Consider the following 14311-nt stretch of genomic DNA (forward strand, 5'->3'; position numbering starts at 1 on the left):
TTATTAATAGTTTAATTATGTGTAAAACCATTTATTAACATATATTTATGAGTGTTTTTAATTGTTGTATTTTATTGCATTTCATTTAGTTACTGTTTATATTGGTGTATATGTGTTATGTGATTGTTATTTTATTATTAAAAAAAACATCACTGTAGGAGAATGTTACTAAATTTGAATTGTTAATTAAAAATAGCTAAACATGAAAAAATTAGTACTTTCATTAGCAGCAGTTGCTGCTTTCGGTTTCACTGCAAATGCGCAAGAAACAGAAAAACCAACTTTTGGATTCCAAGAATCTAATGTATTCGTTGAAGGAATGTTCCAGATTTCTAATTCTACTTCTAAATTAGAAGGTGCATCATCTAAGGATAAAAAGACAAACTTTACATTTAATCCTAAAGTAGGATATATGTTATCTGATAAATTAGCTGTTGGAGTTTCAGCTGCATTTGGAAAAAATAGTGATTCAGAAACAAGTTTTGGTGGAGCTTTTGATAAAGTAGGTTCAGTAAAAGGGTATATGAAAGAAACTTATGTTGGAGCATTTGCTCGTTACTATTTCTTAGAATTAGGACAACGTTTCAAAACATATGCTGAAGTTGGTGTAGGATATCACCAAGGAGTTAAAGAACAAGCTTTAGGAAAAGACTTAAAAGCAACTGGAGTTAAAGCTGGTTTAAATGTTGGTATGAACTACTTTGTAACGTCTAATATGGCGATTTCATTTAACTTAGGTGATGTATTTACTTATGGTAACTACAACACTAAAATGGATGGAACAAAAGTTTCAACTGATTCTAAAACTGAGGCAAATGTTAACATTTTCAATAATTTCTTTGATAATGCAACATTCGGTTTAACTTACAAATTCTAATTAGATTAAAATCTTAATTGAATATAGAGAGCCTCTTTTTAGAGGCTCTTTTTTTGTTTGTATATTTGAGGTAATTAAATTATAAAATATGGCTTCGGGCTACTGGGAAGGGAATATTAAGATGTTTACTACTTATTTAAAACTTGAAAGGGGGCTTTCTGCCAATTCAATTGATAGTTATGAGTTGGATATAAGAAAATTTATTAGCTATTTAGAGGGTTTTGATGATAAGTTTACTATCGAATCTATAGACAGAAGTACAGTTCAAGAGTTTTTATATAGTATAGCTGAGGTTGTAGCATCCACTACTCAAGCAAGAATTATAGCTGGATTAAAGAATTTTTTTAATTACTTTATACTTGAGGGATATATTAAAATTTCTCCAGCAGAGCTAATTGAAACACCTAAATTAGGACGGAAGTTGCCTGATGTTTTGAGTGTTGATGAAATTGATTTGCTGATTGAGGCAATTGACTTATCTAGTTCTGAAGGATTTCGAAATAAGGTGATGTTAGAAACTCTTTATAGTTGTGGATTGCGTGTAAGTGAATTAGTGGGGCTTCGTCTATCGGATCTATTTTTTGAAGAAGGGTTCATTAGAGTGATAGGAAAGGGAAGTAAGCATCGTTTTGTACCTATTGATATGGGTACGATGGAGTTAATAGCCTTGTATAACGACTCTATTCGCGCTCAGATGACAGTAAAGAAAGATAGTTCGGATATCTTGTTTTTGAATAGAAGAGGGGGACAGCTTACTCGGGCTATGATATTCACTATTATTAAGAGGTTAGCAGCCGAAATAGGTTTAAAGAAGAATATTAGTCCACATACTTTTAGGCATTCTTTTGCTACTCATTTATTAGAGAATGGCGCTGATATTAGAGCTATACAGTTGATGTTAGGACATGAGTCTATTACTACTACAGAAATTTATATGCATGTAACTACTGATCGTTTAAGATCTGTTCTAGAAGAGTTTCACCCTAGAGCTAAGGGATAAAAAAAAGTGCTATTCATTTGAATAGCACTTTTGGTAATATATAAAATCTTTATTATTTAGCAATATTTATTGCTCTAGTTTCTCTAATTACAGTGATCTTCACTTGACCTGGGTAAGTCATTTCAGTTTGGATCTTTTGTGAAATGTCGAACGATAGAGTAGCTGCCATTTCATCAGTTACTTTTTCACTTTCTACGATAACACGTAATTCACGTCCAGCTTGTATAGCATAAGCATTCTTAACCCCGTTAAACTCATTAGCAATACTTTCTAAGTCTTTTAAACGTTGGATGTATGAATCTAATACTTGACGTCTAGCACCTGGTCTAGCACCTGATATAGCATCACATACTTGGATGATAGGGGCGATCAGCGTAGTCATTTCTATTTCGTCGTGGTGAGCACCGATAGCATTACATACTTCAGGTTTCTCTCCGTACTTCTCAGCCCATTGCATACCTAAAATTGCGTGTGGTAATTCACTTTCTGTTTCTGGAACTTTACCGATATCGTGAAGCAATCCAGCTCTTTTAGCTAACTTAACATTTAAGCCAAGCTCTGCTGCCATAAGGCCACATAATTTAGCTACTTCACGTGAGTGTTGTAGTAAGTTTTGTCCATAAGAAGAACGATACTTCATTCTACCTATAATTTTTATTAACTCAGGGTGTAATCCATGAATACCTAAATCAATAACAGTTCTCTTTCCAATCTCAATAATCTCTTCTTCGATTTGTTTTGTAGTTTTTGCTACAACTTCTTCGATACGAGCAGGGTGAATACGTCCATCTGTTACTAATCTATGTAGAGATAGACGTGCTATTTCTCTTCTTACAGGATCAAAACAAGATAAGATGATTGCTTCTGGAGTGTCATCTACGATGATTTCTACACCTGTAGCAGCCTCTATAGCTCTAATGTTTCTACCTTCTCTACCAATAATTCTACCTTTTACATCATCAGATTCAATGTTAAATACTGATACACAGTTTTCGACAGCTTCTTCTGTACCAATACGTTGGATAGTATTAATAATAATCTTTTTTGCTTCTTGTTGAGCAGTAAGTTTAGCTTCTTCGATAGTTTCTTGAATAGATGCCATAGCATTTGCTTTAGCTTCTGTTTTAAGACTTTCTATGATTTGTCCCTTAGCTTCTTCAGCAGTTAATCCTGAGATAATCTCTAGCTGTTCTACTTGAGAACGGTGAAGTCTATCTACTTCTTCTTGCTTTTTCTCAATAATTTCAAGTTTCTGATCATATTCAGCTACTTTTTTCTCTCCTTCATCATTCGCTTTCTTAGCTTTCGCTAATTCGCTAGAAATTTGAGATTCTTTATCTCTAGTTCTTTTTTCTGCTTCTGCGATTTTCTTATCACGCCCTAAGATTACTTGTTCATGTTCAGACTTTAACTCTATAAACTTCTCTTTAGCTTGTAATATTTTCTCTTTTTTTATTGCTTCTCCATCTGTCTTGGCATCGCGTATTAGCGTTTTTGCCTCATTCTGAGCGTTAGACAATATTGAGGAAGCTAGTTTCTTCTCTAGGTACTTCGCTACCATGAAGCCTACTACAGCACCTATTATTGCTGCTACCCCAATGTACATTAGTATTTCCATAAATGTTTCTATAAATTATATATAAAAAAAGCCCACATTAGTTTGAGTTGTGTAAACTCAAAAAATAACAAGTTTTGAGTTAGCTTGCTTTTCAAGGATCTGCGCAAGGCAGCATGCTTTAGTTGCAAAGATTCACCCATTTTAATTTGTTGGTGTTAAGTTTATCAAACAGTACTAATGTGAGCAGTATTTTTAGTATCTTATGTTAAGAACGAATTGTTATATTTTCTTCGAGAGTACACGATCTAAAGCCTCATCCAGTCTGATTAAACGCTCTACAGCTTTATTATAACTGTCTGTCGTATCAATTGTCTTCTGTTCATTTTGTGATGCAAATTGTAGTGCACACATTGCCAGAACATCTTGCTTATCTCTTACAGCATAGTTTTCTTCAAATTGATGTATCATTAAATCTATCTTCTTAGAAGCGGATCTCAGTCCTTCTTCTTGAGAATAGGCTACTGTTAGAGGATAAACTCTATCAGCGATAGATAGTTTAATTTTTAATTGTTCATCTTTTTGACTCATACTTTCCTTATTTTGTGAGATGAGCTATACATTGATCTATTTCTTTAATCAATGAATTTATCTTGAGTTTCGTATCTCTTCTGTTTTCTTCACTGCCCAATAATGAATTTGCTAATTGTAATGATTCATATTTTTTATAAACAGAGTCTAATTGTGCCTCGTTTTTTTGAATCTCCTCTTGTGCAATCAACAAATTACTTTTCAGTTGTTTGTTCTCTGCTTCTAAGGTACTTAGTCTTTGCATAAGTTTAGCAAACTTTACCTCTAAAGAATTAATTATATCAGTTAGTTCGCTCATTATACTTTTTATTCACTATCCTTTCAACAAAGTTACGATTTGTATTTAAATTTAAAAAAGTTTTCTATAAAAAAAAAGGTAATTTGTCTTTTTGATTAAATTGCTGTTAGCTATGTCTTTCATTTTTAGTGATAATGCTATTTTTTATAGGGTTATTATGTATTTTAGCTGAAAAGTTTTAAAAATTATGAAAGTTAAAATACTTGCTGGAGTATTCCTTAGTGCATTTAGCAGTTTTGTGTCTGCTCAGAATTCAGAATCATTTGATAGTCCTCTTAATATTTCTATTCATGCATCTGGTAATTTTGGAGAACTTAGGGGCACACATTTCCACACTGGATTAGATATAAAAACCCAACAGCGTATAGGATTGCCTGTCTATGCTCCAGCTGATGGATTTGTATCTCGTATAAAAGTGTCTACTTGGGGATATGGTAAGGCATTGTATATTGATCATCCTAATGGTCAGACTACAGTATATGGACATCTTGATTCTTATGCTGGAGATATTGGAAGTTTAGTATTAAACAGACATTATGCTGAAAAGAATTTTGAAATCGAGATTTTTCCTAAAAAGAATGAGTTGACTGTAAAAAAAGGACAGATTATCGCATATACTGGTAATACTGGAGGATCTGGTGGACCTCATTTGCATTATGAAATTAGAGATACTAAAACTCAAAATATTATAAATCCTCTAAAAGAGGGAATGAGTAAGTTATTGACAGATACACAAGCTCCTACTATAAATGGATTATATGTGTATCCAGTGGGGGATAATGCAGTTGCTAATGAGAGTGAATCTCCTAGTCAGCTATCTTATATTACGCAAAAGGATGGTACTTTGTTAAGTAGTGGAGTTAAAGCGAGTGGAGATATTAGTTTTGGTATTGATATTCACGATACAGCTAATTTTAATACAAATAAGAACGGTGTATATATGGTGGAAACATCTGTAAATGGTAAAGCTTTGTTCTCTTACAAGTTTGATTCTTTTTCATTTTCAGAAACGGGTTACGTGAATGCCTTAATAGACTATGAACGTTATCTGTCAACCAAAAAGAAAGTACAAAAACTGTTCTTTGAAAAACCATATAGTTTGTCAGTATTATCAGTTGATGTAAACAAAGGTGTTTTTAATATAAAAAGTGGAGAGAATTATAATTATACTGTAGTATTGTCTGATTATCATGGAAACAAAACTACGATTGTTATTCCTGTAGAGCACTCTAGTGCTACAGCTAAGACTAAAAAAGTGAAACCTAAGGGAGAGTTTAAAATTAACTCTGACAGAGATTATATCTTTGAAAGAAAGAATGTAACTGTAAGTATTCCTATCAAGACATTCTATAATGATTTCTTAATGGATATGTCAGTTGAAGATGATGTGCTAAAATTGCATAAACCTATAGTGCCATTAGCGAAGAGCTTGTTGATTACTTTTGATACTTCTACAATGAATATTTCTAATCGAGATAAAGCATTTATTGGTAGGGTAGACGGAGGTAAAAGAGATTATTTTAGGACTGCAAAAAAAGGAAATATTTGGACTATTTATGCCAAAAGCTTTGGCGATTATAAGATATTGATTGATGAAAAGGCTCCAACTATTGAGAAGCCAAGTTTTACAGAAGGACAATGGTTGAGTACTGCATCTGAGATATCTTTTATAGTAAGAGATGATATGTCTGGTATATCTACTATCAATGGATATATCAATGGGAACTGGATATTGTTAGATTATGATTATAAAACGCGTAAAATCATACATAAATTTAGCGACAACAAAGTTGTTTCAGGACGTAATGATGTCATTATAAAAGTAAAAGATAATGTTGGAAATGAGGGAATATTTGAGTCTCATTTTTTTAGAGAATAGTAAATACTATTAAAAGAACTAATTAGCGAATTGCTATTATTTATGAATAGAGAACTGTGTAAGCGGTTCTCTTTTTCTTTCTATAATCGTTGAAAAAATGATTATTATAGATGTATAATGGAATTACTATTTGTGTATCTTTGGACTATAAAATTTCTATTATGAAAGTAAGAGGTGGATTATTGTTAGGAGCGATTTTGTTAGTAGCAGTAGCTTGTAAACAAGAAGCAGAAAAACCTAAAGTTATCTATAAAGAAGACGGTACTTCTGAAGTCGCAACAGAGACAATTAAAGAAAAAGACCGTACTGAAGATATTCGAATTGCTGATTTGCCTGTATTAATGGGACAGTCGGATTATTTAGTTCATCCTATAGGCGAAGTACGTGTATATAGTTATTCTTCTAAAAGTGGAATGAGTAAGGTAAATCAAACATCTTATACCGTATCTAATTATGCACCTTTTGAATTAACAGGGTATCTAGAGAATATTATGTTTCAACATAAGGACTCAGTACAAATTAGACCTTTGACTAATAAGAAGATACAAATACAAAGTGTCACTTATTTAAACACAATAGCTGAAAAAACAAAAAAGAATATCTTGGTATATAGCATGTTTGACGCTGATACAAATCGAGATGGTAAACTAGATTCTAACGATATTAAGACATTGTATATCAGTAGAGGTAATGGAATGAACTTGAAGAAATTGACAGTGGATTTGCACGAACTATTAGATTGGACTGTGATTGATTCTCAAAATAGACTGTATTTTAGAAGTATTGAAGATATTAATAAAAATGGTGCTTTTGATAAAGACGATAACGTGAACTATTATTATATTGATTTATTGAGTAAAGATTGGGAGATCATAAGTTATGATCCTTTTAGTGTCAATAAGCCTATTGAGATAGAATAAAACAACAAAAAACTCGTGAGATATCACGAGTTTTTTGTTATAAGATATTGTGATTATTTATCGAATTTTCTGCTTTCTCTTTTAACGATTTATTCATCGCTATAAATCCAAGTAAAGTACTTGTGTTTAATTGTTTTTTTAAAAGAGGAATTAGAATTCCAGAAAATTCCTCTTTATGAATAAATAGACAGTTGTGTTCATCTAGTTCTTTTAGTTCAAACTGATGGTGACCATCAAATATCCCTCGGATAAATAATTTTCCCTTCCAGCTAAAGAATTCTTCTGTTTTGTAGGTATGGACAATTGGCTTAAATTTCATTGTTGGAAGTTCTATTTCTAAAGCCATACCTATGTTTGCTGTCCCTCGAATGGATTTGATAAAAGGATTCCATTGAGCGTAATTCTCAAAATCCATAAGAATATTCCAAACCTCTTTCTTGTTTGCCTGGATGTGTATGCTTGTTTCTAATTTCATATCGTTGCTATTTGATATGACAAAGGTTAATATTACTGAAAATGTATTTCTTGATTAATATCAAGAAAATATGCGTATCTCTGAATGCACTCTTTACAATTGTGCTTGATTAACGCTTTTCAGTTTTATTCCTTTTTTATGATAAAATCATCGTGGGCAGTTTCGCCTAAATTGAAGTGTAACACTTCTCCGAAACCTATAGGTAACTTAAAAGTATTGCTTAGAGGAGTCTGTAAGATGTAGTTCCATATACATCGTATAGGACCAGCATGAGTTACTAAGAGTACTTTCTGATATTTCTTATTTCTCAAATCATCTAAGAAAGAAGATACTCTTTCTTGTACACTTAACAAGTTTTCGCCATAAGGTGGACAAACTTGTGTTATATTGTCCATCCAGTTTTGCACTTGCTCTTTGGGGATTTCATCCCATTTAGTCATTTCCCAAGTTCCAAAATTCATTTCCTGCAAACGATTATCTGTTGAATACTGTTGTGATAAACTATCAGCAATAAATGTGCATCGTTTTAATGGGCTTGTGATAACTACATCTATATCAGTAGGTATCCTTTTTTTTAATAGATTGACCTCATCAGGGTAGTCATTTAACAAGTTTACATCTGTCTGACCATAGCAATACCCTGGAGGCACATCTACTTTCGTATGTCGTATTACATAAATTTCCATAGTGTTAGTGTTGTTAAGTAGAATAGAACTTCACATACTTGCTGGATAGTGCCTAAGCAGTCTCCTGTATATCCGCCTATATGTTTTTTAAAGTATGTAGTTAAGTATATTTTTCCAATGTAGCTAATAAAAAATGCACTGATGAATAACCAATTATCAAATAAAAGATAGGGGATCAACGTAATGATAAATGAAAAAAACAATGAATTATATCTAAGTTTTTTATTTGCCATTGGTTTAGACTTACTATCATCAGTATCTCTGACATATTTATGTGTGTAAATTGTAGTTGCAGCATGAAATCTACTTGTTACATGTCCATTGAGCATAGTTGTCAAGAGGAGTGTCGTAGATAAATGAGCCAACTCAGTTAATGCCAAAACCTTTAATAGTAATAATAAGACGATACCGATTACTCCATAAGCCCCAATGCGGCTGTCTTTCATAATAGTCATAATCTTCTCTTTGCCGTATCCTCCTCCGAAAGAGTCACATATATCTGTGAATCCATCTTCGTGAAATGCTCCTGTAAGTAATACAGTTCCTATGATAGATAATACTATTGCTATCTCTTCAGAGAATAAGTATGATGCACAGAAATAGATGAGTACAGACATTGCCCCAACGATATAACCGATAAGTGGAAAGTACTTCTGTGACTTGTTCATAATCTCATGGCTATAAGGTATCTTAAATGGAATAGGTATCCTAGTAAAGAACATGATAGCTGTGAGAAAATAAGTCAATTCTCTTTTTATCATTTATTAGAAACATTAGCAGATTCGAAGCTCGCCATTTCATTTAGAAATGCAATAGCATTTTGTATTAAAGGGTAGGCAAGTGCACAGCCAGTACCTTCTCCTAAACGTAGATTCATGTTTAGTATAGCTTGTTCTTCGAATGAACGAAGTAATAACTGATGCCCTATCTCATCTGATTTATGACAGAAAATCGCATTGTCTATGATGTTAGACTCTAAATTAGATGCACATAGAAAAGCACTAGAAGCTATAAATCCATCTACTAATATAACCATACCTTGTTTATAAGCTTCTAGCATTGCAGCACATATTTGCGCAATTTCAAAACCCCCAAATTCTAGTAGGGCTTCTTTAGCATCTTTAGGTTTAGGATGCGTCTCTAGTATGGATGCTAAAATTGTTTTTTTGCGTTGTAGTCCATTATCATCTAATCCAGTACCTCTGCCTACACATCGGTCTATAGGCAATTCTAATATTGAACTCATCAATAATGATGCAGACGAAGTATTGCCAATACCCATTTCGCCAAAACCGATAATATTGGTGCCTTTAACCGCAATGTCCTTTACTATTTTAGCACCTGATTCAAAACAAAAATCAAGTTCTTGTTTTGTCATTGCATTTCCCGAAATCATATTATTAGTTCCAAATCCTGCTTTAGCTTCAATTAAATTAGGATGAGGGGTAAATGATTTGTTAACTCCTGCATCTACTATTTTTAAATCGATATTATTTTGTTTACAAAAAACATTAATGGCAGCTCCTTCCGACAGGAAATTTAGTACCATTTGATAGGTTACTTCACTTGGATAGGCGCTTACACCTTCTTTAGCAAGACCGTGGTCTGCTGCAAACACAACAATAGTAGGATTTGTTAGTTTTGGTGTTAAAGTATTTTGGACATTACCTATTTTGTATGCTATTTTCTCCAATAGCCCTAAAGCTTTAAGTGGTTTTGTCTTTAAGTCTATTTTTCTTTGTAATTGTTCTTTTATATTCATTTTATAGTGTCTTGGTTGACACAAATATAGTGGAAATAGTATACAAGAATGCCTATATTCTAATAAGGTTGTTAGTGAATTATATAGATAATTATTAGGTTATAATGTTTTGTTTCTGAGTCTGCTTAGAGTTTCTGGGCTCATTCCTAACATAGATGCAATGTATTGATGGGGAACTTCATTAAATAAGGATCCTGATTGCTTAAAGAAAGATAAGTACCGTTGTTCTGCTGTTAAGGTTAGAAATTCTAAAATTCGGACTTCCATCTGCTCAAAACAATGACCTATAAAGAAACGTTCCTTCTCTAGCCAATTGTTTACTTGTGAAGAAAGGAGATGATAATTCTTTTGAGTTATGTAAATAGCTTTTACTGGAGTAATTGCTTCGATGGTCCACTTAATAGGAGTATTGAATATCCAGGTAGATAAGTCGGTGATAAAATAATTAGGGCTACCTATCCACTGTGTTACTTCTTTTCCATCCATTAATGTATAGACTCTTACATATCCTTCTAAAATGTAATAGAGATGACAGTTTTTAGATAGATCAGAGATTAGTATTTCTCCTTTGTCAAACTTAATGGGAACGAATAAGTCCTCCGCTACCTTAACTTCTTGCGTTGATAGTTGCAGAGACCGCTGTAGTTGTTGAGATAGTTTAGTCATATAGTAAAAATACAAAAAAAAACGCCTATTAGGCGTTTTTGTTTATTGTTGAGCTTCTGTAGAAGTATTATTTTGTGTTGTAATCTCAGCTTCTGCAGCTTTTCTTTCTTTGATGTATTGGTCTAGCTGTTTACCATACTTGCGGTTTAATACCTCTTGTGATAAAGAATTATAAATTGTATCTAACAGTTTAGTGTTTGCATCATATAGGTCTGTTAAAGCAATGTAAGGGCTTGCATCAGCATCTTTATGCGTTATAGCATAATTCACAGCATTTAGATATTTTCGAATAGTAAGCTTTTTGGATAGATTGTTTAAACTATCTTTTTTTACATTGTTATTCTCCTTATCAGCATTAAAGATATCTACTAGAAGACTATTTTGTCTATCTATAATAAGAGCGCGAGTCTTTACATAATCATCATAAACTTCTTGATTTTTAGAACCTGTAATTTTTGCATCATTATAGAAGTTCTTAAGAGAAGTGTTAATAGTCATTTGACCTGGTTCTGCAAAGAACATAATTTGATTGTCTTGTGAAGTAGAATGACCTCTATCTAAGGTTAAAAAGAATACTTCAGGAGAATCTATATTAAGTGAAAACTTAAAGGTAGAGTTGCCATTTACTGTTAGAGAGTCGATTGCTTTAAATACAGTATCTTGTATTTGATAAAGGTAAAGTTTACCTTGTTTAAAACCATCAACATTACCTGTTACAGTAAGGTTACCTTTAGCATCTTCTTTATTACAAGATACAAATGAAGCCCCGATAGCTAAGAAAAGAGCACAGATAATTTTTTTCATAATATTATTTAAAAAGGTCAAGTCCTGGAATATTTGGCATACCATCTTTTGCAGCAGCAGCAAGCTCAGCTTCATTGATATCTGATGCTTTCTCTATGGCGCGATTTAGAACTATGATTAGGTAGTCCTCTAGTTGCTCTCTATCTTCCATTAGTTCATCAGAGATAGATAATGATCGAATTGTTCTATTAGCAGTTAAGGTTACTTTTAGAAGACCATCATTGCTTTGATCATCTATTAATACGGTATCTAATCTCTTTTTAGTTTCCTCTATTTTAGCTTGGGTTTCTTGTAGCTTACCCATCATTCCCATTAAGTCTCCAAACATGTCAAATGTATTTAAATTGAGTCGCAAAAATATTAAAATCTTTTGAAGTTATACATTTTTGTTAGAGAATAGTTAATGTATTATATAGATTGTTTATTATTAGTGGATTATGTCAAAATCAAGTAAGAGAAATAAATTTAGACTACTACTTACTTACTTACTTACTTAACCCATACCCAGCCTTAGCCAAATACTATAAAGCAATTCTACTTCATAGCTCTTTCATTAATTCTAAAACTATACACAGTATGCTTTAATCAATAATTAAAGATCTATTTTGTATAATTACTTTCGTTTATATGTATATCACTTATTCTGGGGGATATTGATTAAAGAAAAAGCGACCTAGCTATTTGGGGGTAGTTAGGTCGCTTAAGAAAAAGAAAGTTTATTGTTTTTGTTGCATAATGAGTATTACATATATCGTGCCAAAAAATATAATTAGCGCTATTTTAGAAGCTGTAGGTATTATTTTGTTGTATTTACTGTGTTTGTAGAGACTATAAAACAGTTGTTTTAATCCATAGTACAATGTATCGAAGTAACTTCTATCGAATATTTTACCCTTCCCTTCAACTATTGACTTAAAATGTAAGAGCTTTTTATTACAGTATTATAGATGTGATTTTGATTCTATAGGAGTACTAAGCTATAGGAGAATTCCGCATCAATAAGTGGAACATTATCCGAGAAAGAGCTCCTTTATACGACTATTTACGGTGTATCTACGAGGAATCCTCGAGCAATTTAGCACAAAGCCTTATTCCAGTTAGGATTGAGAGGTGTCTTAAAAGAAATAGAAAATCTATAACTATAATTAAGTGGTTTAAATACAGTTGATTATGTTTTGAGGTGTTGAAAAAAAAGGAATATTTTTTTTTGTAAATTGAGCGTTTAACGGTAAAAATGAAGAGTATTTAGAAAAAATGAATGAATAAAGCTTTAAAATAGGCGTTTAAATAGAGGAATAAGTAGATAAAATAAAAAAATTAAATTCATTAATCCTTAGATTAAGTGTGGTATTTGTAACTCATAAAGTTTTATTTAAATTAGAACGATGTGTAAAACTTAATCTACGACAAGTAGATAAGAGTGTTTCTCAGCATATTATTGTAAGATAAAGAATTAATAACCCAAAAAAACAGATAGATATGAAAGAGGAATTTGTAACTTTAGACGTAAATAAAAATGCTGATACGAAGCGTTTTGAGTTGACAGTCGATAGCTATACTGCATTTATCGATTATGCAGAAGAAGGTAAAGTCATTCAGCTTATTCATACAGAGAGTCCAGAAGAGTTAGCTGGTAGAGGTGTGGCAACTGCTTTAATCGAGAAGAGTTTAATGTATATTGAGGATAACGGCTATGAGTTATTCCCACTGTGTCCTTTAGTCTACGCATATATTAAGCGCCATCCTGAGTGGAAGCGCATCGTCTCTAAGGTATTCCCAGCGTATGATAAATTATAATTAAATATAAGCTATGAAAATATTAGGATTTGCTGCAAGTACATCAAGTACTTCGATTAATAAGAAGTTAGTAGAATTTACCCTACCTATATTTCCTGAAGGAGAGCTTGAGGTAATTGATTTAAATGACTATCCAGTACCCTTGTTCTCAGTAGATCAAGAGAAGTTAGGATTCCCTGAAGGAGCTAACCGTTTTTTAGAGAAGATAAAAGAGTCAGATGCTATTATCTGTTCAATGTCTGAGCACAATCGAAACTGGACAGCAGCTTTTAAAAATCTATTTGATTGGTGTTCTCGCAAGGAGTTAAAGTTATGGCAGAACAAACCAATGTTCGTGATGTCGACTTCTCCTGGTGGATATGGAGGACAGAACTCACTGAATATCGCCAAGACGGTATTTCCACAGTTTGGAGGTCAGCTTATAGATACATTCGCATTGCCTAAATACTATGAGAACTTCGATGAGGTCAACGGTATTGTCAATGCTGAATTATTAACAGAATTAAAAGAGAAAATAGCAAAGTTTAGAGGGGGACTATAGTAGTTTTTTTGATTTATATTTTTTGAAAGCCAAGGATGAGAGTCTTTGGCTTTTTTAGTTTACATTAGTTATTATTTGTTCCTTCTCTATTTGTTTCTCAGCCCATTGTTTTAAGTGTTTTATAAACGGCATAAGCTCTCTACCTGTATCCGTAAGTGAATATTCTACGCGTGGAGGTAGCTCTTGATAAGCTTCTCTGTGTACGATATGATCCTCTTCTAATTCGCGAAGAGCTTGAGTAAGCATCTTAGGGGTAATATCGGATAGCGCTTTTCTCAGTTCTCCATACCTCATAATATTCTTTACATGGAGGTACCATAAGATACGACCTTTATACTTGCCACCTATTCTTCTAAAAGCGTAGTCAACAGGACAAGAAGGTTCGTTAGGGATTATTTTTTTCATAATTCTTTAAAAATAGCAAACTGATATACAGTATTAGTATAGTTTAAGTAACTAA

General features: G+C 32.5%; 17 protein-coding genes and 1 other RNA gene. 6 read left to right on the plus strand and 12 right to left on the minus strand.

Features of this window, described 5'->3' with window-relative positions:
• The first annotated feature begins 202 nt into the window (after positions 1–202).
• Both LNQ81_RS09830 and xerD read left to right on the plus strand, forming a co-directional pair.
• Positions 203–877 (plus strand): porin family protein, encoded by a 675-nt coding sequence (locus tag LNQ81_RS09830; RefSeq protein ID WP_229946310.1) that lies wholly within the window; start codon positions 203–205, stop codon positions 875–877.
• 88 nt (positions 878–965) lie between these two features.
• A complete protein-coding gene (xerD, locus tag LNQ81_RS09835) occupies positions 966–1877 on the plus strand; it encodes a site-specific tyrosine recombinase XerD (RefSeq protein WP_229946311.1) in 912 nt (303 codons plus the stop codon).
• Positions 1878–1929: 52 nt separating this feature from the next.
• Here xerD and rny read toward each other — a convergent pair whose 3' ends face one another.
• From rny to LNQ81_RS09855, 4 genes are all read right to left on the minus strand, one after another.
• Entirely contained in the window at positions 1930–3495 is a 1566-nt protein-coding gene (rny, locus tag LNQ81_RS09840; protein ID WP_229946313.1) for a ribonuclease Y, read from the minus strand.
• Positions 3496–3548: 53 nt separating this feature from the next.
• Positions 3549–3656: non-coding RNA, 6S RNA (ssrS, locus tag LNQ81_RS09845), on the minus strand.
• A gap of 58 nt (positions 3657–3714) precedes the next feature.
• On the minus strand, positions 3715–4023 hold the full coding sequence (locus LNQ81_RS09850; RefSeq protein ID WP_006257033.1) for a cell division protein ZapA: 309 nt from the start codon (positions 4021–4023) through the stop codon (positions 3715–3717).
• Between the two features lie 7 nt (positions 4024–4030).
• On the minus strand, positions 4031–4321 hold the full coding sequence (locus LNQ81_RS09855; protein WP_229946314.1) for a hypothetical protein: 291 nt from the start codon (positions 4319–4321) through the stop codon (positions 4031–4033).
• Positions 4322–4508: 187 nt separating this feature from the next.
• Between LNQ81_RS09855 and LNQ81_RS09860 the strand changes: the two genes are divergently transcribed.
• Together LNQ81_RS09860 and LNQ81_RS09865 are read left to right on the plus strand one after the other, a co-directional pair.
• Positions 4509–6200 carry a M23 family metallopeptidase gene (locus LNQ81_RS09860; RefSeq protein WP_229946316.1) on the plus strand — a complete coding sequence of 564 codons (1692 nt, stop codon included), beginning with the start codon at positions 4509–4511 and terminating at the stop codon, positions 6198–6200.
• A gap of 161 nt (positions 6201–6361) precedes the next feature.
• Positions 6362–7120, plus strand: a complete 759-nt coding sequence (locus tag LNQ81_RS09865) for a hypothetical protein (protein WP_229946317.1) — start codon at positions 6362–6364, stop codon at positions 7118–7120.
• 37 nt (positions 7121–7157) lie between these two features.
• Here the strand turns inward: LNQ81_RS09865 and LNQ81_RS09870 are convergent, their stop codons facing one another.
• From LNQ81_RS09870 to LNQ81_RS09900, 7 genes are all read right to left on the minus strand, one after another.
• Positions 7158–7595, minus strand: coding sequence for an SRPBCC domain-containing protein (locus LNQ81_RS09870; protein WP_229946319.1), 438 nt, complete (start codon positions 7593–7595; stop codon positions 7158–7160).
• A gap of 125 nt (positions 7596–7720) precedes the next feature.
• A complete protein-coding gene (cobC, locus tag LNQ81_RS09875) occupies positions 7721–8281 on the minus strand; it encodes an alpha-ribazole phosphatase (protein ID WP_229946321.1) in 561 nt (186 codons plus the stop codon).
• Positions 8266–9042: an adenosylcobinamide-GDP ribazoletransferase gene (locus tag LNQ81_RS09880; RefSeq protein WP_229946322.1), complete on the minus strand. Its 777-nt coding sequence runs from the start codon at positions 9040–9042 to the stop codon at positions 8266–8268. Before LNQ81_RS09880 ends, cobC begins: the two co-directional genes overlap by 16 nt.
• Positions 9039–10043: a nicotinate-nucleotide--dimethylbenzimidazole phosphoribosyltransferase gene (gene cobT, locus LNQ81_RS09885; protein WP_229946323.1), complete on the minus strand. Its 1005-nt coding sequence runs from the start codon at positions 10041–10043 to the stop codon at positions 9039–9041. The genes LNQ81_RS09880 and cobT overlap by 4 nt, the downstream gene beginning before the upstream one ends.
• Before the next feature lie 99 nt (positions 10044–10142).
• On the minus strand, positions 10143–10709 hold the full coding sequence (locus tag LNQ81_RS09890; protein WP_229946325.1) for a Crp/Fnr family transcriptional regulator: 567 nt from the start codon (positions 10707–10709) through the stop codon (positions 10143–10145).
• A 42-nt stretch (positions 10710–10751) separates the two neighbouring features.
• Positions 10752–11513: a DUF4369 domain-containing protein gene (locus LNQ81_RS09895; RefSeq protein WP_229946326.1), complete on the minus strand. Its 762-nt coding sequence runs from the start codon at positions 11511–11513 to the stop codon at positions 10752–10754.
• Positions 11514–11517: 4 nt separating this feature from the next.
• Positions 11518–11841 carry a YbaB/EbfC family nucleoid-associated protein gene (locus LNQ81_RS09900; RefSeq protein WP_229946328.1) on the minus strand — a complete coding sequence of 108 codons (324 nt, stop codon included), beginning with the start codon at positions 11839–11841 and terminating at the stop codon, positions 11518–11520.
• Positions 11842–12992: 1151 nt separating this feature from the next.
• On the opposite strand from LNQ81_RS09900, the gene LNQ81_RS09905 reads away from it, so the two are divergent.
• Together LNQ81_RS09905 and LNQ81_RS09910 are read left to right on the plus strand one after the other, a co-directional pair.
• On the plus strand, positions 12993–13310 hold the full coding sequence (locus LNQ81_RS09905) for a GNAT family N-acetyltransferase (RefSeq protein WP_229946329.1): 318 nt from the start codon (positions 12993–12995) through the stop codon (positions 13308–13310).
• 13 nt (positions 13311–13323) lie between these two features.
• Positions 13324–13851, plus strand: coding sequence for an NADPH-dependent FMN reductase (locus tag LNQ81_RS09910; protein WP_229946331.1), 528 nt, complete (start codon positions 13324–13326; stop codon positions 13849–13851).
• Positions 13852–13905: 54 nt separating this feature from the next.
• Here the strand turns inward: LNQ81_RS09910 and LNQ81_RS09915 are convergent, their stop codons facing one another.
• Positions 13906–14256, minus strand: coding sequence for a winged helix-turn-helix transcriptional regulator (locus LNQ81_RS09915; protein ID WP_229946332.1), 351 nt, complete (start codon positions 14254–14256; stop codon positions 13906–13908).
• Positions 14257–14311: the final 55 nt, after the last annotated feature.

It is taken from the genome of Myroides oncorhynchi, from assembly GCF_020905415.1.
Lineage (GTDB): Bacteria > Bacteroidota > Bacteroidia > Flavobacteriales > Flavobacteriaceae > Flavobacterium > Flavobacterium oncorhynchi_A.